Here is a 19321-nt window from a genome sequence, read left to right as displayed (position 1 = left end):
CCGTTAGAACTCCGCTCCGATGTTCAGGCCGATCGTGAACGACGAGTCCGGATCGTTGAGGCCGCGCGCGATGTCGAAACGGATCGGCCCCACCGGCGACTTGTAGCGCACGCCGATGCCCACGCCCGTGCGCCAGTCCGGTGTGGTGCCGTCGAAGGCATCGCCGCTGTCGACGAACACCGCGCCGCCCAGCGTTTCGGTGAAGTAGCGTTCGAACTCGACGCTGCCGGTGATCACGTTCTTGGCGCCGAGCGCGAACGAATCGACACGCCGCTCCCGGCCCGAACTGGTGATCTCGATCTTCTCCAGACGCGGCCCGACCTCGCGATATTCGTAGCCGCGAATGCTGCGGTCGCCACCGGCATAGAAGCGCAGGCTCGGCGGCATGTCGACCAGCGCGTTGGTGAAGGTGTGGCCGAATTCGCCGCGCACGATCAGGCGATTGCGATCGCCCAGCCCCTTGAACCACGACGCGCGCGCGTGCAATTGCGCGAAGGTGGCGTCCGAACCCACGCCTTCCAGGCCCGAGCGCAGCAGCAGGAAACCGCCGATGCCCTTGCGCGGAAACAGGCGATCGTCGACGTTGACGTATTCGGCCCGCAGCGACGGATAGAAGAACGTGGCGTAGCGGTACTGGATCGGCGTGCTGTCGTCGCCATCGTCGTCGGTGGCATAAGCCCAGCGCTCGCGCAGCAGGTGCACTGATGCGATCAGATTGAGATTGCGGCTGTACTGCCCGCTGCGGCTGCCGACGAACTCGATCCGGCGCGAATCGATGTAGTCGGTCTGCTCGTCCGCCAACTGCGCGCTGATCGTGTACCAGCCGTCCAGCCAGGCGAAGGCCGGGATGCGGTACTGCAGCGTCGCCGTCTTGCGGTTCTGCGCCCAGTCGACCTGCGCCAGCGCCTTGTGGCCACGCATGTTCAGATAACGCCGCTCCACGCCCAGGCGGATACCGGCGCCACTGTCGGTGCCGTAGCTCACGCCGGCGGTGTAGATGCTGCGCTTGGCGGGCGTGAGCGTGACCTGCACCGGCACGCGCTTGTCGCCGTCCGGCCCGGTGATCGCGTTGTCCGTCTGCGGCTCGATGTCGATGCGGCTGAAGTAGTCCAGCGACGAGAGCGACTTGCGCAGGCGATCGAGACGCCCTTGATGGTAGTACTGGCCTTCCTTCCAGTAGATGAGCTTGTTCAGCAAGCTGTCGCTGATGATCCGCTTCGGCGTCTGCGAGAAGCTGACCGGGCCCATGTTGTAGCGATCGCCGCTGGTCCAGACCAGATCGATGTCGGCCGCATGGTCGGCGCGCGTCACCTCGACCCGGCGCGAGTTGAAATCGGCGTCGAAATAGCCGCGCTCGGCCAATCGCCGCGTGATCCGCGTCTTGCTGGCCTCGTAGACCGCGTGATTGAAGATATCGCCCTTGTGCGGCGTGAAGGCGGCGAGGTCTTCCTTCAGATAGCGGTCGTCGCCGCCGGCGCCGAGAATGGCGATGTCGGAGTTGCGTACCCGCACGGGTTCGCCGGGCTTCACCGTGATGGTGACCGCCGTCCCCTTATCGCCGCGGGTGCGATCAACCTTGATCTCAGGCGCGTAGTAGCCGAATGGCTCCAGGGCCTCGCGCGTCTCGTCTTCGGCCACACGCACCAGATATCCCAGCCGGCGGCCCGGAATTTCCTTGCCGATGGCGTCCTCCAGCGACAGCGCGCCGCGGACGTTCGCGGTCATCGCCTCGTCGAGGCCGTGGATGTCTACTTTGTTAATTTTTGCTGCGCCTGCGGGAAGCGAAGCAGTGAGGGCGGCGAGCGTGAGGAATACGGGGGAAAGGCGCATTGTCGTGAAGCATAAAGGCTAAGGTCGGTTTCGATAACCGTCACGAACCATCGTGGTCACTTGCATAGCGCGTTAAGAAGTCGTAATTTCGAATTTGCCGCTCCTTATCCGAAGCAGATTCGGCGTCAAGAAGCGGTGATTCGAGGGGCAATACGAAGACATCGAAGTACTGCGCAAGCAGCGCTGATTCATCTTTTGTGGATGGGCCCGCCGCTGCCACCAACTGCTTTTTCCGAAGCGCACGAGCGCATCTACACACTATAGGTTGGGGAATCACAACATGACGAAGAAGAAACTTTTGTCCACGGCCATTTGCGCCGCTTTGATATCGCCCTTGGCGATCGGCAGCGTGCATGCGCAGGAGCAAACGGAATCGACCTCCGACAAGACCACGGAACTGGACAAGGTCGTGGTGACCGGGTCGCTGATTCCCCAGGCCGAGATCGAGACCGCGACACCGGTGCAGTCCATCACCGCGGAAGAAATCAAGCGCCAAGGCTTCCGTGATGTCTATGACGTGCTGCGTTCGCAGCCGATGGCGACCGGCGCGGTGCAGGATTCGCAGTTCACCGCCGGCTTCACGCCGGGCGCCGAGCCGATCAGCATGCTGGGTCTGGATCCCGGCTTCACGCTGGTGCTGATCGACGGCCGCCCGATGGCGGACTATCCCTTGCTCTACAACGGCCAGAGCAACTTCGTCGACTTGGCCAGCATCCCGACCTCCATGGTCGAACGCATCGACATCGCGCCGGGCAACCAATCGGCAATCTACGGTTCGAGCGCGATCGCGGGCGTGGTCAACATCATCCTCAAGAAGCATCTGGACGGCACCACCCTGGGCTTCCGCTTCGGCGGTTATGACCAGGGCGGTGGGGGCAACGCGCGCTTCCAGGCCACCGGCGGCCACACCTTCGGCAATCTCGACCTGGTCTATGGTCTGCAGTACACCAAGCAGGATCCGATCTATGGCTTCCAGCGCAAGGATTTCGACAGCACCAACGACAATCCGAATCCGGCGCTGCGCTACGGTTCCCGCACGTTCGTCCGCATCAGCGCCACTCAGAACGCCTATATCGATCCGGGCGCAGATGCCTGCGCTGGGCTGAGCAATCTCTACAACGGCACCACCACCTATGACTTCCGGCCGAACCGCGGCTTCTACTGCGGCAGTCGCGCCGAGCCCGGCTTCACCTCGATCATGAACAAGGAGAGTTCGCTCAGCGGCTACCTCAATGCCAGCTTCGATCTCAGCGACACCACCGAGCTGTACAGCACCCTGCTGATCAATCGCAGCAAGACCCAGAGCAACAGCGGCTCGCGCTTCTGGGCGGCCGGTGGCGACAATCAGATCATCTTCAACCAGAACAGCGGCGACTTCGAAACCTTCCAGCACATCTTCGCGCCCGAGGAAACCGGCGGCCTGAACGCGAACAACGAGCGCCTGACCAGCGATTCGTACAACGTGGCGGCGGGTATCCGCGGACCGTTCGGTTCCTCGAACTGGAACTACGACGCCTACTACAACCGCTCCGAATACAAGATCAAGAGCCGGCAGTTGTGGGCGCTCGAGGACGAAGTGGAGGACTTCTTCCGTCAGCAGTTCCTCGGACCGCAGCTGGGCGAGTACTACGGCTATCCCGTCTACGCGCCGAACGAGGCCGCGTTCTACAAGGCATTGACACCCGAGCAGTACCGCAGCTTCCAGGGCGAGATCAAGACCGATTCCAAGACTTGGACGCAGAACGTCAACCTACAATTGACCAATACCGAATTGTTCAACCTTCCCGCCGGTCCGGTTGGATTCGCGGCGGTGCTGCAGGCCGGCGAGCAGTCCTGGGAAAATCCTACCGACCCGCGCGTGGTCAATGGCGAATTCTGGGGCCTCACCGGTACGCAGGGTTCGGGCAAGCGCACCAATGAAGCGCTGGGTGTGGAATTCCGCGTGCCGATCTTCAGCAAGCTGACCGCGAACCTTTCGGGTCGCTACGATCATTACAAGAACAAGGGCGGCAGCTCCGACAGCGATGCCACCTACAAGCTCGGCCTGGAATTCCGGCCGATCGAGTCGCTGCTGATCCGCGCGAACTACGCCACGGCGTTCAAGGCCCCCGACATGGCCTACACGTTTGCCGGCGACAGCGGCTATTACACGACGGCAACCGACTACTACCGTTGCGCCACCGAAGAACCGGGCGTGCCGATCGACGACTGCACCTACAACGCCGAGCAGGTCTTCGGCACCCGGTCGGGCAACAGGGAGCTGAAGTCGATCACCGCCAAGTCGTGGGGTTTCGGCGTGGTGTGGTCGCCGTCGGCCAACTTCGACGTCAGCGCCGACTACTACCGCATCAAGATCGAGGATGAGGTCAACGACCTGAGCCTCGACAGCCTGATGCGCACGGAATCGGCCTGCCGCCTCGGTCAGCTCGATCCGGCATCGCCGACCTGCGTCGACGCGTTGGGCCGCATCGGCCGCAGCCCGGAGACCGCGCCGGTGCCTTACCAGGTCAATACGGTCCGCACCAACCCGATCAATATCTCCAACGAGGAAGTGTCGGGCATCCTGGCCAAGCTGAACTACAGCTGGGAAACCGCGAGCGTCGGCAATTTCGGCCTGGGCCTGCAGTACAACGTCACGCTGGATCACGAGCGTCAGCAGTATCCGGAAGATCCGACGATCGACTATCTGAGCGAGCCGTTCTACTCGTCAGAGTTCCGCAGCGTCGGCAGTGCCTCGCTGAACTGGAACAAGGGCCCGTGGAACGCAACCCTGTACGGCATCCGCTATGGTGGCACGCCGAACTATGCCGCGCAGCTGACCACCGCCGGCTATGCCGCGAAGGATGCGAAGCGGGTGGACGCGTACTATCGATTCAACACGACGCTGGGCTACCAGTTCACAGACGATGTCGAGTTGACCCTCACGGTCAACAACCTGCTCGACGAGGAGCCGCCGGAGGATCGTACCTACACGGCCTATCCCTACTACAACATCTTCAACTACAACGGCTACGGGCGTTCCTACACGGTCGAGGTCACGTGGAAGTTCTGATGTCGCAGTGAAGGGAGTCGAAAAGGCCGGCGCAAGCCGGCCTTTTCATTGCGCGGTCGTTGCCAGAACCGTATCGAGCGCCTCGCGCAACGGCTGCAACTGCCGCTCGTAGCGTTTCCACTCGGCGATGCCGCGCGCATGGATGCCTTCGCGCACCTGCGCGCTGCTCAGCGTAGAAACGGGCGCTTTGTTGCGCGAAAGATCGATGCAGTGGTCTTCCTGCGCGAGTCCGCAGAATGCCAGTATCTTGCGCGCGCTGTCTTCGGGGGCGGTGACGAGGGCCTGATAGTCGACATCGAGAATCCGGCCGGACATGGCCGCATGCCAATGCGCCATCAGGCGCCGGTACGTGCCGTAATGCGCGGCCAATGTCTGCAGGTTGTAGCTGTATGGGTAGGAACTGCCGAACAGTGCGCGGTAGTTCGAGAAGCAAACATCCATGGGGTCGCGCGAAAGATGCAGGATGATCGCTTGCGGCAACGCTTTGGCGATCAGGCCGGCGATCATGAAATTGGCCGGAAGCTTGTCGACGAAATAGGCATGCCCCATCGCGCGCCATCCCGTCTGTGCGAGATAGCGGCGCCCGATTTCTGCGAAATCGAGTTTGGGCAGGCGATCGATCACGGCGGCGTCGACCAACGTCTGTCCGGGAACGTCCGCCGACCAGCGAAGCTGATGTGCGAAGTCGCCAAGCTCCCCTGCCGAAACGACCTGGGAGTGATTGCCCAGGATGCGGTCCAGCACGGTGGTGCCCGATCGCGGCAGGCCGATGACGAAAATCGGCGTCGGGCCTTCGGCATCGGACGCCACAGTCGCGGACTGCTGCAGGAACGCGGCATCGCATGCCGTCGCCAGTGAATCGTAGAGTGCCTTTTCCTTGAGCGGATCATGCTTCAAGCGCTGATGCATGATTGCGTTGGCGCGTTCGAGCGCCGTCCAGGCCTGGTCGAACTCGCCCAGGTCCTCGAGTTCCTTGTAACGGGCGAACTCGAAGGCGGCGTGGTCCTCGCTGCCGGCTTGAACCCGCGGCAGTTGCTTGTTGATGTAGTCGAGGTGATGGGTTTGCGGTGTCTGTTTCCGCAATCTGGCCAGCGTGAGCGAAGCGCGGCCGAAGGTCGGTCCAAGACGCAGGCAGCTTTCCAGTTCCTGTTCGGCTTCGGTCAGAAGCCCGTTGAACTGCAACTGGATGCTGCGGAAGTAGCGGAAATCCGCGTTGTCGTAACCCAGGGCGCGCGCGCGATCCATCAGGTCGAGCGCCTTGGCGTGCTCGCCCAGCGACTGATGCAGATGCGCGAAGGTAGCGAGCGCGGCGCCGTCGCGGCATTGCGCGATCGCCGGATGCGAAAGGCAATCCCGCACGGCGGCCGATTCGCCGACACGCAGCAGCGCTTGCGCGACGCGACAGACGGTGACGGCATCGTTCGGAAGCGAGTTCGCCGCGTGCACGAGATGCGCGCATGCCTGGCGCAGCCGTCCGGTGGCGAGGAGCACGCCGGCGATCAGGACGCGCGCCTGCACATGGCCGGGGTCGGCTTGCAGCACCGCCTCGAACTGGCGCTCGGCTTCCGGCAGATTCCGCTGAGCGAGGGCGGATTGCGCGCGTTGCCAGGCGTCGAGGCGGGCGGTATTCACGCGGTCAACCGGACAGGTGCTCGATGGCGGCGACGCTGCCAAGCCGGTCGGCGAGGCGCTTCAGCAAAGCCAGGCGATTGTTGCGCAGCGGCAGGTCGTCGACGTTCACCATCACGTTATCGAAGAAGGCGTCGACCTGCGGGCGCAGGCGGGCGAGATGGGCGAGGGCGTTGACGTAGTCGCCGTGGGCGAGCGCGTGGCCGGTTTCGGCGTAGACGGCTTCAACGGCTTCGGCGAGGGCGCTTTCCGCCGGTTCCTTCAACAACGTGGCGTCGACGGTAGCGGGGATGTCGCCTTCCACCTTCTTGAGGATGTTGCCGATGCGCTTGTTGGCGGCGGCCAGCGCGGCGGCTTCCGGCAGCGTGGCGAAGGTGCCGATGGCGTCGATGCGGCGGTCGAAGTCGTAGAGCGATGTGGGATGTTTCTCGGCAACCGCGTTGAAATGCTGCACGGAGACGCCCTTGTCGGCGTAGTAGCCGCGCAGGCGGTCGAGAATGAAGTCGTAAGCTTCCGTGGCGATGGCGTCGGCATTCAGAACGTGAAGCACCTGTTGCTGGTCGACGGCATGGTCGCGGAGGAAGTTGGCGACGAAGCTGCTGCGAATCGCCGTGGTATCAGTCGTGGCGGTTGCCACGCCTTTCAAATGTTCCTTCTGCTTCTCCGCGTCCTTGGGGCTCGTGGAGGCGACGGCAAGGACGGCTTGTAGTGCCGCGGTCGACAGAAGACTCTGCAGGTTGATGTCGATCCCGCTTTCGATCAAGGAGCGGGCCAGGCCCAGCGCGTTACGGCGCAGCGCGAACGGGTCTTTGTTGCCCGTCGGCTTCAAGCCGGCCGCGAAACCGCCTGCCAAGGTATCGAGACGCTCAGCGATCGCCAGCGTCTTGCCCAGCGGCGAGAGCGCGATGTCGTCGCCGGCGAAGCGCGGCTGATAAGCCTCGTCGATAGCGTTTGCGAGCGATTGGCGATCGTCGGCACTCAAGTCGTCAAGCGCCGCATCGTGCTTGGCGTAGTAGCGTCCGGCGATGCCCTGCAATTCCGGAAATTCGTTGACCATGCGCGACTGCAGGTCGGCTTTGGCGAGCAACGCCGCGCGGCGCGCGAGCACGGGATCGACACCAATCTGCGGCGCGATGACTTCTGCGAGCGCAGCGACACGATTCGCCTTCTCGGCCACGCTACCGAGCTTGGCCTGATAGGTCACGGAAGCGAGACCGGCGTTCATCGCGCTCAGTCCCTGCTTCAGGTCCTCGTCGTAGAAGAACTTGGCATCGGCGAAGCGCGGGCGGATCACGCGCTCGTAGCCCTTGCGGATTTCCTCGGGGTTCTTCGACTCGATGTTGGCGATGCCGACGAAGTGTTCGGTCAGCCGTCCGCCCTCGCTCAACACGGGGAAGAACTTCTGGTTGGCTTCCATCGTGGCGATCAGCGCTTCCTGCGGCACGGCCAGGAATTCCGGCTCGAACGTGCAAGCCACCGCTTTCGGCCACTCGACCAGGCAGTTCACCTGTTCGAGATTGTCGGCATCGATGCGGGCGTGACCGCCGACGGCGCGCGCGGCCTGTTCGACTTCGGCGGCGATGTGCGTGCGGCGTTCATCCGGGTCGGCCAGCACCTTGGCGGCGCGCAAGGTTTCGAGATAGTCGCCGGGCCGCGCGATCGTGACCGCGCCTCCGTGCAGGAAGCGGTGACCGCGGCTGTCGCGTCCGGCGCGCACGCCGAACAGCCCGCCTTCGACCACGTCGTCGCCGAGCAGCAGCACCAGCCAGTGCACGGGGCGCGCGAAGGCGTAATCGTGATCGCCCCAGCGCATCGGCTTGGGGATCGGCATCGCGGCGATGGCTTCGCGCAGCACTTCAGGCAGCAGTTCGGCGGTCTTGGCACCGGGCTTGAGCGCGCGATGGACGAAGCGTTCGCCCTTGTTGTCAGCGATGCGTTCCAACTGTGTCCAATCGACGCCGGCCTTCGCGGCGAAGCCTTGCAGGGCCTTGGTCGGCTGGCCGTCGGCATCGAGGGCGACGTTGAGATAGGGGCCGAGCACTTCCGAACGCTGCTCGGGTTGTTCGACGGCGACCGCGGGCAGTTGCACCGCGAGACGGCGCGGGCTGTACAGCGGTTTGGCATCGCCGCGTTCGCAGGCGATGCCGCGCTTGTTCAGTGCATCGAGCACGCCATCGAACAACGCCTGCGCCAGCGCGGGCAGCGCCTTGACGGGCAGTTCCTCGGTGCCGAGCTCTACAAGCAGGGGAAGAGCGGGGAGAGGAAGCTTGGCGCTCATGCGCGTGCCTCCTTGGCGGCGAGGACTTCCAGACGCTTGGCCTCGTAGAGTTTGGCCACCGCCTGCGCCAGTGCGCGCACGCGCAGGATGTAGCGCTGGCGCTCGGTCACGCTGATGGCGCGGCGGGCGTCGAGCAGGTTGAAGCTGTGCGAAGCCTTGCAGACCTGGTCATAGGCCGGCAGCGGCAGGCCGAGTTCGACCAGTTTCTGGGCCTCGCGCTCGCAGGCGTCGAAACGATGGAAGAGTTCGGGCACGTCGGCGTGTTCGAAGTTGTAGGCGCTCTGCTCGACTTCGTTCTGGTGGTAGACGTCGCGGTAGGTCACCGTGCCTTGCGGGCCGTGGGTCCAGACCAGGTCGAAGACGTTGTCGACGTTCTGCAGGTACATGCACAGGCGCTCGAGGCCGTAGGTGATCTCGCCCAGCACCGGCCGGCATTCCAGGCCGCCGGCCTGCTGGAAGTAGGTGAACTGGGTGACTTCCATGCCGTTCAACCACACTTCCCAGCCCAGGCCCCAGGCGCCGAGGGTGGGCGATTCCCAGTTGTCCTCCACTAGCCGCAAGTCGTGCACCTGCGGGTCGATGCCGAGTGCCTTGAGCGAGTCGAAATACAGGTCGACGATGTTGTCCGGGTTCGGCTTCATCACCACCTGGTACTGGTAGTAGCGTTGCAGCCGGTTGGGATTGTCGCCGTAGCGGCCGTCGGTGGGACGGCGGCAGGGTTGCACGTAGGCGGCGTTCCACGGCTCCGGCCCGAGCGCGCGCAGGAAGGTGGCGGGGTGGAAGGTACCGGCGCCGACTTCCAGATCGAGCGGCTGGATCAGCACGCAGCCCTGCGCGGCCCAGTAGGCGTTGAGCTTGAGGATCAGTTCCTGGAAAGTAGGTCCGGGCATGGCCTGCGGTGCCGCAAACGACGGCCGGGTAGTATAGCGACGCAATCACGAAAGCCTTTCCGGATTTCCCCCATGTCCGCCCCATTTCTGATCCTCGAAACCGGCCAGCCTGTGCCGTCGATGCGCCGCCATGGCGGCTTCCCACACTGGATTCGCACCGCCGCAGGTCTCGAACGCGATCGGGCGGTGGTGGTCGACGTCGAGCGAGGGGATTCGCTGCCGACCCGGGAGGGTTTCGCGGGCGTGATCGTCACCGGCTCGGCCGCGATGGTCACCGACCGCCACGACTGGAGCGAACGCAGCGCCGAATGGCTGCGCGAAGCGGCGCACGCGGGTGTGCCGATCTTCGGCATCTGCTACGGCCATCAGCTGCTCGCGCATGCGCTGGGCGGCGAGGTCGGCGACAACCCGAAGGGGCGCGAAATGGGGACGGTCGAGGTCGGCCTGTCGCCGCAGGCGCCTGCCGATTCACTGTTCGCGGGTCTGCCGGCACGCTTCCGCGCGCAGACCACGCACCTGCAGACCGTGCTGCGCGCGCCGGAGGGCGCCGCGGTGCTGGCGATGTCCGAACAGGATGGCTGCCATGCCTTCCGCTGGGGCGATCGGGTCTGGGGCGTGCAGTTCCACCCTGAATTCAGTTCCACGCACATGCGCGGCTACGTGCGGGCGCGCGCGGATGCGCTGGGGCGCGAAGGCATCGATGCGCATGCGGTGTCGCGTAATATCTCCGCCACCCCCCACGCGCGCAGCGTGCTGCGGCGCTTCGTCAGGCGCTTTGTTCCTAGGACGCAGGCGCTTGCCGTCGCGGGTTGAACCGCCGCGCCACGACATCAGACGAGATCCCATGCAAGTCCGTAGACAGCCGATCACCCAGGCCATTGCCTGGATGCGGCAAGCGATCAATCTTGGCGCGCGCAATCCGCGTGCCATCTTCGGCGCGGCATTGCTGATGATGGGAGTGCTGTACCTGTCGGTCATGCTGTTGCTGTTGCCGGTTTCGGCCACGCTGAGTGCCGGCAGCGATATCAATGCGGTGCTGCCTTGGATGGTGCCCGCGTACGTGGTCCTGTTCCTGTTGTTTCCGGTGCTGCTGGGCGGATTGATGCATGTGATCCGCGAAGCCGAAAGCGGGCGCGAGGCGAAGGCGAGCGGCCTATTCGCACCGTTCCGCCAAGGGCGCGCCGGACAGCTGGCGCTGCTCGGCTTCGTCCAGCTGTTGCTGGCAATCCTGAGCACCGCACTGGTGGTGGGATTGGCTGGCGGCGAATACTGGACCAACTATCTGGCCGCGTTGCGTTCCGCCGCGGGTGGCGTCATGCCGGAGACCATGCCAACGCCCGACAATCCAGGTCTGATGACGCTGGTGCAGATGGTCTTCAACTATTTCAGCTTCGCACTGACCCTGTTCGGAGTTCCGCTCATCCTGTTCTCGAAATTGCCGGTGACGGAAGCATTGCGCGCGGCCCTGCGCGCCACGTTGGTGAATTTCCCGGCCAATTTCCTGGCCGGGGCAATGTTTTTTGGAGGCTCGCTGTTGCTGGGGGCGTTCGCGGTGGTCTTCGTCCTGATCGCGGTGTGGATCGGCGGACTCCTGCATCCGGCCTTCGGCAGCCTGCTTGGCTTCATCATCCTGATCATCGTGGGCATGGTGCTGCTGGTCGTGCTGACCGGCGCTGCGTATTTCGCGTGGCGCGACACCTTCGGCGAACAGGACGACGTGTCGCCACCGGCGCGCGGGCCCGGCGGCACGATCGGAATCGAGGTCTAGCTAGAGCGCGCTTTCGATCGCCGCGTTGAAGACTGAGTTGGTCACGACGAACAGGGCGACTGTCAGTAGAAAACAAGCGAGGAGCTGGGCGCCGATCCACAGCGGCACCCACGTCGGCATGTCCCGATGCCGCTGCACCACGCGCGTGGCGGACATCCGGTCATGCAGCGCGAGATAGCGCGGCGGCAACGCCGCCATGGCGTGGCCGAGGTTGAGCGTGAGCCAGGACAGGCTGCCGGCGAGGTGGCGGCCAAGCGCGCGCGGCACATCGACGCGCAATCCGGAAGCATCGAAGACCTGCAGCCGCAGCGCGCGCTGTCCGGGCGTGGCTTGGCGCGCGGAGGCTTCGAAGGCGACGTGATACAGCGCGCCGAGCGCCGCGAAGACCAGAATCGGCGGCCACAGCAGTGCGAACACGTCGTAACGCAACGTCCGGATCGCCGCCCATAACGTGGGATCGGAAAGCCAGCGCGAGACCAGTTCGGTGGGGAGCGCGCCGGCGTCGATCGCACCGGTCATGCTGCGCACGATCTGATGCAGCAGGGCGATGTAGTCGGCGGACACCGCCGATGCGGCCGTGCCGAGCTTGCGCCACAGCAGCAAGACTGTCGGGACGCCGATGATCGCGGCATCGAGCGACCAGGCCGCGTAGCGTCGCCAGAATCCTGCGGGCGTCATCGGCGACGGGTCAGTGGGCGCGTTCGTCTGCGGGCGCGTCGGACTTCGGCGCCACCAGACGCGAGGCCATGACCCCGGCTTCGTACAGCAGCATCATCGGGATCGCCAGCAACAGCTGCGACACCACGTCCGGCGGCGTGATCACGGCCGCGAGCACGAAGATCGCGACGATCGCGTAACCGCGCCACTCGCTCAGCTGCGCCGGCGTCACCCAGCCGAGCAGAACCAGGATGACCAGCGCCACCGGCAGTTCGAAGCTCGCGCCGAAAGCGAAGAAGATCACCAGCACAAAGTCGAGATAGGCGCCGATGTCCGGCGTGATCGAGACGATGTCCGGCTTGAAGTGCAGCAGGAAGGTGAACACCGCCGGCAGCACCAGGAAGTAGGCGAAGGCGCAGCCGGCATAGAACAGCGTCACCGACGAGGCCAGCAGCGGCATGGCCAGCCGTTTTTCGCGCTGGTACAGGCCCGGTGCGACGAAGGCCCACAGCTGATACAGCAGCCACGGCATCGCCACGAACAGGGCGACGAAGAAGGTCAGCTTCACCGGCGCGAAGAAGGCGCCGGCCGGGTTCATCGCGATCATCTGCTGCCCGTTGGGCAGGCGCGCGATCAGCGGCATGGCCAGCCAGGTGTAGAGCTTGCTGGTGAAGGGCAGCAGCGCCACCAGGATCACCACCAGACCGACGACGCCACGCAGCAGGCGCGCGCGCAGCTCGATCAGATGGCTGATCAGGGAGGTTTCGCTTTCGTCGATCTCAGGCGTGCCGGACATCGTCTTTGCTTTCCGGCAGTGGGGTGTCGAGGGAATCGGCGGGTGGATCGCGATGATCGGTCGGCGTCACCGCCGCGGGCGTGTCCTCGGGCGAGGTCGCATCGCCGCGGGCGGTGTCGATGCTTGCAGCGCTACGGATCTCGTCGAATTCCTTGCGCGCCCCGGCATCGACCGAACGCACGCGCGCGTCGAGGTCGCGCATGGCGGTTTCGGTGTCGCGCATGCTGCGCTTGAGTTCCTCGGCGGCCAGCTCGCGCTCCAGCTCGTTCTTCACCGACGCCCATTGCGCGCGTGCGCGGCGCACCCACAGGCCGGCGAAGCGCGCGGCCTTGGGCAGGCGCTCGGGGCCGAGCACGATCAGCGCGACCACGGCGATGACCACGAATTCGGGGAAATCGATGCCAAACATTCAGAGGTCGATGATTGCAGTGAGGATTCGGATGCCGGTACAAGTGATCGAAGCGACTCCGCACGGCACCGACGCCCCTTTCCCTCCGGGAGAGGGATGGGGTGAGGGCGGAAGAATTGCGTGCCTAGGAGCGCTCCCGAACGCAACACGTTTCCGCCCTCATCCGGCGCTACGCGCCACCTTCTCCCGGTGGGAGAAGGCAAAAGCGAAATCAACGCGGAACGTTGTTGTCGTTGCGCTGCTGGCTGTCCGACTTGCTGTCGTCCTGGCGCGATTGGTCGCCGATCTGGCCGGTCGGCTTGTCCTCGTCGTGCATGCCCTTCTTGAACTCGTTGACGGCCTTGCCAAGATCCTTGGCGCCGCTGGTGAGGCGTTTGGTGCCGAACACGAGCAATACGATCGCGAGTACGACCAGCCAGTGCCAAATGCTAAAGCCGCCCATGGCGTACCTCGCTGTGGGTGAATGTGTCGCTACAGGATACCCCAGCGCCCGTGCGTCGTTGTGACGCATGGATGCGGAATCAGTGGGTGGCCGGCAGCGGTTCGCTGGTGGCGGGGTTGTCGTTCACCGGCTGGAAGGGTTGCGGCTGCGGATCGGCCTGCGGTGCCGGTTGCGTGGTCGTGCCCTGCGCCGGCGCATTCAGAGGTTGCGCGGTGGTGCCGGCGGGCTGCGTTCCAACGGGTTGGGAGCCGGCGGGCGCGGGACCGTTGTAGCGGGCGGCCTCGTCGCTGGCGCGGGCGTTGCGCGCATTGCGGGCGATGTTGCTGGCCTCCTCGAGGCGATCGCGGAAGCCGACCACGGCGTCGGAGGGGCGCTGCGGCTCGCGGCCTTCGAAGATCATGCGCGGGGTGGTGTCGCGGCCGTAGACGGATTCGTTGGCGGCATCGTCGATCGACAGCACCGCGCCGTCGAGGGCGACGCCGGCGAACAGGCCGCGGGCGCGCGACCACGACCAGATCTCGGCCTTGAGCTGGCCATCGGTGGCGGCGGCGGCGTTGCGGCCGACCGGACCGGCGGCGACGCCAGCATCGGCGCCGAGCGTGACCTTGCCGTTGACGATCGATTCCAGGCTGCGGTCGTTGCGGAACACCAGCACGATATCGGCTGACTGCACGCCGGCCTGGAAGCCGATGCTGCCGCCGGTGAGCTTGATGAAGCTGGGGTTCGACCAGGTGCCGTCGGGCCGCTTGACCGACAGCAGGCCGTGGCCGCGACGGCCGCCGATCACCAGGCCGACCTTCAGCGCGTCCGGCACGACCACGATCGCGCGGCCCTCGTCGAGCAGCTTGTCGGGGATGCCCGATTCGGGAATCTGCTGGATGGTGGTGAGCACGCGCGTGGCGTCCTGCGCGCGCTTGTCCTCGTCGGCGCCGGCCCAGGCCGACGTGACCACGCCCATCGACAGGGTCAGGGCGGTGGCGAGCAGGGCGAGTCGCAGCGAAAGCGAACGGTTCGTAACAGGCATGACGGGCTCCGAAAGCGGGGAAGGCGCGGTATGGCAGCGCTTGCAGGGATCATCGAGACCCTAAGCGCGCGGGTGTGAATCGATTCTGAGTCTTGCATCTTGGGTTGTCTTGGCCCGGAAGGGCTTCGGTGGCGTCATCCTGTCGCGTCGGCGTCTGATTTTCAGGACCCGGTGGGCGTCTCGAAGTTCCGCGACATCGCCGATGCATGGGCGATGTCCGGGTCATGGGTCCTGTTTTGCGGCGATCGCGTGAAGGACGCAGCGCCCCAAGGCTGCCATCCTATACACCTATGCCAGCAGTTCCTGCCCGCGACCACATGCCTGATAACGGCACGCTTGATCACAGCGTGCCCGATAACGGCACCGCCCTCCTTCTCGTCAATCTCGGCACGCCCGATGCGCCCACGGCGCCAGCGGTGCGGCGCTATCTCGCCGAATTCCTCAGCGACCGGCGCGTGGTGCAGCTCACGCGCTGGCTGTGGCTGCCGCTGCTGTACGGGCTGATCCTGCCGCTGCGCAGCCCGCGCGTGGCGCACAAGTACGCGCAGATCTGGATGGCCGAAGGCTCGCCGCTGGGCGTGTACACGCGCCGTCTGGCCGAAGCCTTGCAGGCGCGGCTGCCGTCGCTGCGGGTGAGGCATGGCATGCGCTATGGCACGCCGAAGCTGTCGGATGCGTTGCATGCGCTGGCGCGGGAGGGCGTCACGCGCGTGCTGGTGCTGCCGCTGTATCCGCAGTATTCGACGACGACGACGCTGTCCGTCGCCGACGCGCTCACCGCCTTCTCCAAGGAGCACGGCGCGCGCGCGCCGCAGCTGCGCATGATCGAGCACTACGCCACCGATGCCGGTGTGATCGCCGCGCTCGCCGCTTCGATCCGGGCGCACTGGGAGGCACGCGGTCGCGGCGAGCGGCTGCTGTTCTCCTTCCACGGGATCCCGCAGCGCCTGGTCGATGGCGGCGATCCCTATGCCGGACAGTGCCGGGCCACGGCGGAGGCCGTGGCGCACGCGCTCGATCTCGCCCCGGATGCCTGGACGCTCACGTTCCAGTCGCGCTTCGGCCGCGAACGCTGGCTGCAGCCGGCCACCGACGTCACGCTGCGCCAGCTGGCGGCGGACGGCGTGAAGCGCGTGGACGTGGTCTGTCCCGGATTCCCGGTGGATTGCCTGGAGACGCTGGAGGAGATCGCGATGCAGAATGCGGAAATCTTCCGCGCGGCCGGTGGCGAACGCCTCGCCTATATTCCCTGCCTCAACGACGCGCCGGAGCATGCCGATGCGCTGGCCGCATTGGCACAACGCCATCTGGAGACATGGACATGAGCCCCAACCCTTGCCATTCGCATGGCCCGCGCCGGGTCTGTTTGCCCCTGGCGCGGCGTCATCGCTCAGGCGTGTATCGACATACACTTCCTCGCTCTTCCTTGCGCCAGGACCAAGCAGCTCCCGACGCGGGCCATGCGAATGGCAAGGGTTGGGGCTAATGCAAGAGTTCTCCCTCGACATCCCGCTAGGCCGCATCACCGGTCTGCGCGGCGGTACGCCCGGCGCACCGCGCGTGCTGGCGCTGCACGGCTGGCTCGACAACGCCGCCAGCTTCGTGCCGCTGTCGGCGCATCTGTCGGGTATCGAACTGGTCGCGCCGGATCTGCCCGGTCACGGTGGCAGCGTGCATCTGCCGCGCGGCGCGGATTATTCGTTCGCCGGCGCGATGCACAACGTGCTCGATATCGCCGACGCGCTCGGCTGGGACCGCTTCGCCCTGCTCGGTCATTCGATGGGCGCCGGTATCGCCAGCCTGGTGGCGGCCGCCAGTCCGCAGCGCATCACACGCTTCCTCGCCATCGAGGCGCTCGGCGCGCTGCCGGAGACGCCAGAGCGCACCGTCACGCGTCTGCGTGAGGCGGTGGCGGCCACGCGCGCGCTGGCGGGCAAGCGTTTGCGCACGTTCCCGAGCCTGGAAACGGCCGTGCGCGCACGCATGCAGGCGGGTGCGCTCGGCGTGAGCGAGATGGCGGCGCGGCTGCTGGTCGATCGTGGCGCGCGCGCTGTGCATACCGATGAAGGGCTGGGTGGCTACGAGTGGAGCAGCGACCCGCGCCTCACCCTGCCCACCATGGTGCGCATGACCGTGGAACAGGTGCGGAATCTGATCGCCGGCATCGAATGCCCGACGCGGGTGATCTACGCCGATCCGCCGCAGCCCTATCTGCCGGAACCGCTGCGCAGCGAGAACGTCGCGCTGCTGCCGCGCGGCGAACGGGTGATCGTGCCCGGCACGCATCATCTGCACATGGAACAGCCGGCGGTGGTGGCGGCGGCAATCGGGGATTTCCTCATCCGCGTCGATCCCGAATTCGACAGCAGCCTGGACCATGCGATCGGCACATCGCAGTCCACGACATCCGGACCGTAACCGGCCAGTCTGGCTCCGGCGACCAAGACGTAAACGCTTCAGCCCCGAATCAATTAACGAGATGCGAAGGGATGCACGCTAGACTGCCGCGCATCCGTTGCGCACCCACCTGTTTACGCGGGCGCCGCCAACAGCCGCCGCGGTGTTATCAAATCCATTTCGGATCAACACTTGCGACAGCTGACGTGGCGATTCTTGCTGCTCACCTTGGTATTCCTCAGCCTCAGCCGGCTCGCGCTGAGCCTGTGGCTGTGGCCGCGCGTCAGCGATGCCGGCGGGCTGTGGCCGATCCTGTTCGGCGGCTGGCGCATCGACCTGAGCTTGTTGGCGATGGTCTGCGTGCTGCCGACGCTACTGTCGCCGTGGCTGGGACATCTGGCCTGGCCGACGTATTTGACGGCATGGTGGTACCGGCTGTGGTGGCTGCTGTTCGTGCTGCTGGAAATTTCCACACCACAGTTCATCCGCGAGTACGACACGCGGCCGAACCGGCTCTACGTCGAATACCTCGACAGCCCGCGTGAAATCTCGGCCATGCTCTGGCATGGCTACAAGGGCGACTTGCTGGTTGCCGTGATCGTGCTGGCGGTGCTGGGCTGGATCGGTCTGCGTCTGCTGCCGGCGCAGCGGCTCGACGCCAGGTTGAAACTTTGGTTGCGCCCGCTGGCGACGGCGCTGGCTTTCGCGCTGCTGTTCCTGGCCATCCGCGGCACGCTCGCGCATCGGCCGCTCAACGCCGCGCAGGTGGCCTTCTGCAGCGACAGCATGATCAACACGCTGCCGTTGAATTCACTTTACAACGTGGCGCACGCGATCCGTGGCATGAGCAGCGAGCGCTCGGCAGTGGAGGTGTACGGCAATTTGCCGGAGGCCGAGATGCAGCGCATCGTGCGCGAGACGGCCGGATTCGAGGGCGCGATGCTCGATCCGGACTCTCCGAGCCTGCATCGCCAGCAGGCCAGTGCGGCGCCGGCCAAGCCGCTGCAGGTGGTGATCATCGTGGAAGAGAGCCTGGGCGCGCAGTACGTCGGCAGCCTCGGCGGCGCCGGCCTCACGCCGGAACTGGATGCGCTCGGCGAGCAGGGCTGGCTGCTGGCGCGCGCCTACGCCACCGGCACGCGCTCGGCGCGCGGGCTGGAGGCGATCAACACGGGTTTCCTGCCGACTCCGGCCGAGGCGGTGCTGAAGCTGCCGCGCAGCCAGCACGGCTTCTTCACGCTTGCCGACCTGCTCGGCCGCTCCGGCTACCACTCGCGCTTCATCTACGGCGGCGAGGCGCACTTCGACAACATGAAGGCGTTCTTTCTCGGCAACGGTTTCGACGAGGTGATCGATCGGCCGAAGTTCGCGGTCAAGCCGGGCTTCGTCGGCTCCTGGGGCGCGTCCGACGAGGACATGTTCAACGAGTTGCACCATCGCCTGATGCGCGACGGCGACACGCCCAACTTCACCGTTGCCTTCAGCGTCTCCAATCACACGCCGTGGGAATATCCGGCCGGCCGCATCCATGCCACTGCGCCGGCGGCCAGCGTCGAGAACAGCGTGCGTTACGCCGATTGGTCACTCGGCCGATTCTTCGCGCGGGCGAAAAAATCGCCGTACTGGAGCCGCACGGTGTTCCTGGTTGCCGCCGATCATGACTCGCGCGTGTTCGGCGCCAGTCTGGTGCCGGTGCGGCATTTCCACATTCCGGCGGTATTCCTCGGCGCCGGCGTGCCGGTGCGGCGCGACGAGCGCCTCGTCAGCCAGATCGACCTAGCGCCGACCTTGTTGTCGCTGATCGGCGTCAGCGGCATCCACCCGATGCTCGGCGCCGACCTGACCCGGCGCGACCCCGACCGCGCGATCATGCAGTACGGCGACAACTACGGTTACCTCAAAGGCGATCAGCTGCTGGTGCTGCAGCCGGAGCGGGCGCCGACGCAGTACCGCTATCGCGCCGAAGGCGAAAAACTGAGTCCGGTCGCGGTCGATCCGATCCTGGCAAAGACCGCGCTGGCGCACGCGCTGTGGCCGAGCTGGGCCTATCGCAACGAACGCTACGCGTTGCCCGCGACGCCGTGAGCATGCGTGGGTGCCCGTTGCGCCGCGGAGAAGAGCGGGTTTGAAGATCGCGGCTTTGAAGATC

Annotated in this window: 14 protein-coding genes and 2 pseudogenes; 6 read left to right on the top strand and 10 right to left on the bottom strand. The window is 65.5% G+C overall.

Annotated elements, in window-relative coordinates:
• Positions 1-3: 3 nt before the first annotated feature.
• The gene (locus LG367_RS00475; RefSeq protein ID WP_226467251.1) at positions 4-1830 is read right to left on the bottom strand and encodes an autotransporter assembly complex protein TamA; all 1827 of its coding nucleotides are present in this window, start codon (positions 1828-1830) and stop codon (positions 4-6) included.
• Between the two features lie 280 nt (positions 1831-2110).
• On the opposite strand from LG367_RS00475, the gene LG367_RS00470 reads away from it, so the two are divergent.
• Positions 2111-4882 (top strand): TonB-dependent receptor plug domain-containing protein, encoded by a 2772-nt coding sequence (locus LG367_RS00470; protein WP_226467250.1) that lies wholly within the window; start codon positions 2111-2113, stop codon positions 4880-4882.
• Positions 4883-4927: 45 nt separating this feature from the next.
• Here LG367_RS00470 and LG367_RS00465 read toward each other — a convergent pair whose 3' ends face one another.
• The 4 genes and pseudogenes from LG367_RS00465 to glyQ form a co-directional block, all read right to left on the bottom strand.
• The gene (locus tag LG367_RS00465; protein ID WP_226467249.1) at positions 4928-6514 is read right to left on the bottom strand and encodes a tetratricopeptide repeat-containing sulfotransferase family protein; all 1587 of its coding nucleotides are present in this window, start codon (positions 6512-6514) and stop codon (positions 4928-4930) included.
• 4 nt (positions 6515-6518) lie between these two features.
• Positions 6519-7025: pseudogene (locus LG367_RS18715) on the bottom strand (DALR anticodon-binding domain-containing protein); the annotation flags it as partial.
• A pseudogene (gene glyS, locus LG367_RS00460) lies at positions 7002-8789 on the bottom strand (glycine--tRNA ligase subunit beta); the annotation flags it as partial. The pseudogenes LG367_RS18715 and glyS, both read right to left, overlap by 24 nt.
• Positions 8786-9679 (bottom strand): glycine--tRNA ligase subunit alpha, encoded by an 894-nt coding sequence (gene glyQ / locus LG367_RS00455; protein WP_226467247.1) that lies wholly within the window; start codon positions 9677-9679, stop codon positions 8786-8788. The pseudogene glyS and the gene glyQ, both read right to left, overlap by 4 nt.
• A gap of 72 nt (positions 9680-9751) precedes the next feature.
• On the opposite strand from glyQ, the gene LG367_RS00450 reads away from it, so the two are divergent.
• A complete protein-coding gene (locus LG367_RS00450) occupies positions 9752-10492 on the top strand; it encodes a glutamine amidotransferase (RefSeq protein ID WP_226467246.1) in 741 nt (246 codons plus the stop codon).
• A gap of 31 nt (positions 10493-10523) precedes the next feature.
• A complete protein-coding gene (locus tag LG367_RS00445) occupies positions 10524-11447 on the top strand; it encodes a hypothetical protein (RefSeq protein WP_226467245.1) in 924 nt (307 codons plus the stop codon).
• Here the strand turns inward: LG367_RS00445 and LG367_RS00440 are convergent, their stop codons facing one another.
• The 5 genes from LG367_RS00440 to LG367_RS00420 form a co-directional block, all read right to left on the bottom strand.
• Complete coding sequence (locus LG367_RS00440) at positions 11448-12125, bottom strand: RDD family protein (RefSeq protein WP_226467244.1); 678 nt, start codon at positions 12123-12125, stop codon at positions 11448-11450. It lies immediately after the preceding gene.
• A gap of 10 nt (positions 12126-12135) precedes the next feature.
• Positions 12136-12900, bottom strand: a complete 765-nt coding sequence (gene tatC, locus LG367_RS00435) for a twin-arginine translocase subunit TatC (RefSeq protein ID WP_226467243.1) — start codon at positions 12898-12900, stop codon at positions 12136-12138.
• Positions 12884-13309 (bottom strand): Sec-independent protein translocase protein TatB, encoded by a 426-nt coding sequence (gene tatB, locus LG367_RS00430; protein ID WP_226467242.1) that lies wholly within the window; start codon positions 13307-13309, stop codon positions 12884-12886. Before tatB ends, tatC begins: the two co-directional genes overlap by 17 nt.
• Before the next feature lie 211 nt (positions 13310-13520).
• Positions 13521-13751: a Sec-independent protein translocase subunit TatA gene (gene tatA, locus LG367_RS00425; protein WP_226467241.1), complete on the bottom strand. Its 231-nt coding sequence runs from the start codon at positions 13749-13751 to the stop codon at positions 13521-13523.
• Between the two features lie 79 nt (positions 13752-13830).
• Positions 13831-14775, bottom strand: a complete 945-nt coding sequence (locus LG367_RS00420) for a lipid-binding SYLF domain-containing protein (RefSeq protein WP_425490885.1) — start codon at positions 14773-14775, stop codon at positions 13831-13833.
• A gap of 317 nt (positions 14776-15092) precedes the next feature.
• Between LG367_RS00420 and hemH the strand changes: the two genes are divergently transcribed.
• The 3 genes from hemH (at position 15093) to LG367_RS00405 (ending at position 19257) form a co-directional block, all read left to right on the top strand.
• Positions 15093-16100: a ferrochelatase gene (gene hemH, locus LG367_RS00415; protein ID WP_226467240.1), complete on the top strand. Its 1008-nt coding sequence runs from the start codon at positions 15093-15095 to the stop codon at positions 16098-16100.
• Between the two features lie 160 nt (positions 16101-16260).
• Positions 16261-17193 carry an alpha/beta fold hydrolase gene (locus tag LG367_RS00410; RefSeq protein WP_226467239.1) on the top strand — a complete coding sequence of 311 codons (933 nt, stop codon included), beginning with the start codon at positions 16261-16263 and terminating at the stop codon, positions 17191-17193.
• Between the two features lie 171 nt (positions 17194-17364).
• Positions 17365-19257: an LTA synthase family protein gene (locus tag LG367_RS00405; protein WP_226467238.1), complete on the top strand. Its 1893-nt coding sequence runs from the start codon at positions 17365-17367 to the stop codon at positions 19255-19257.
• Positions 19258-19321 lie beyond the last annotated feature (64 nt).

Source organism: Luteimonas panaciterrae (assembly GCF_020511115.1).
Taxonomy (GTDB): Bacteria; Pseudomonadota; Gammaproteobacteria; order Xanthomonadales; family Xanthomonadaceae; genus Luteimonas; species Luteimonas panaciterrae.
This window is presented reverse-complemented; position numbering and strand designations above follow the sequence as displayed.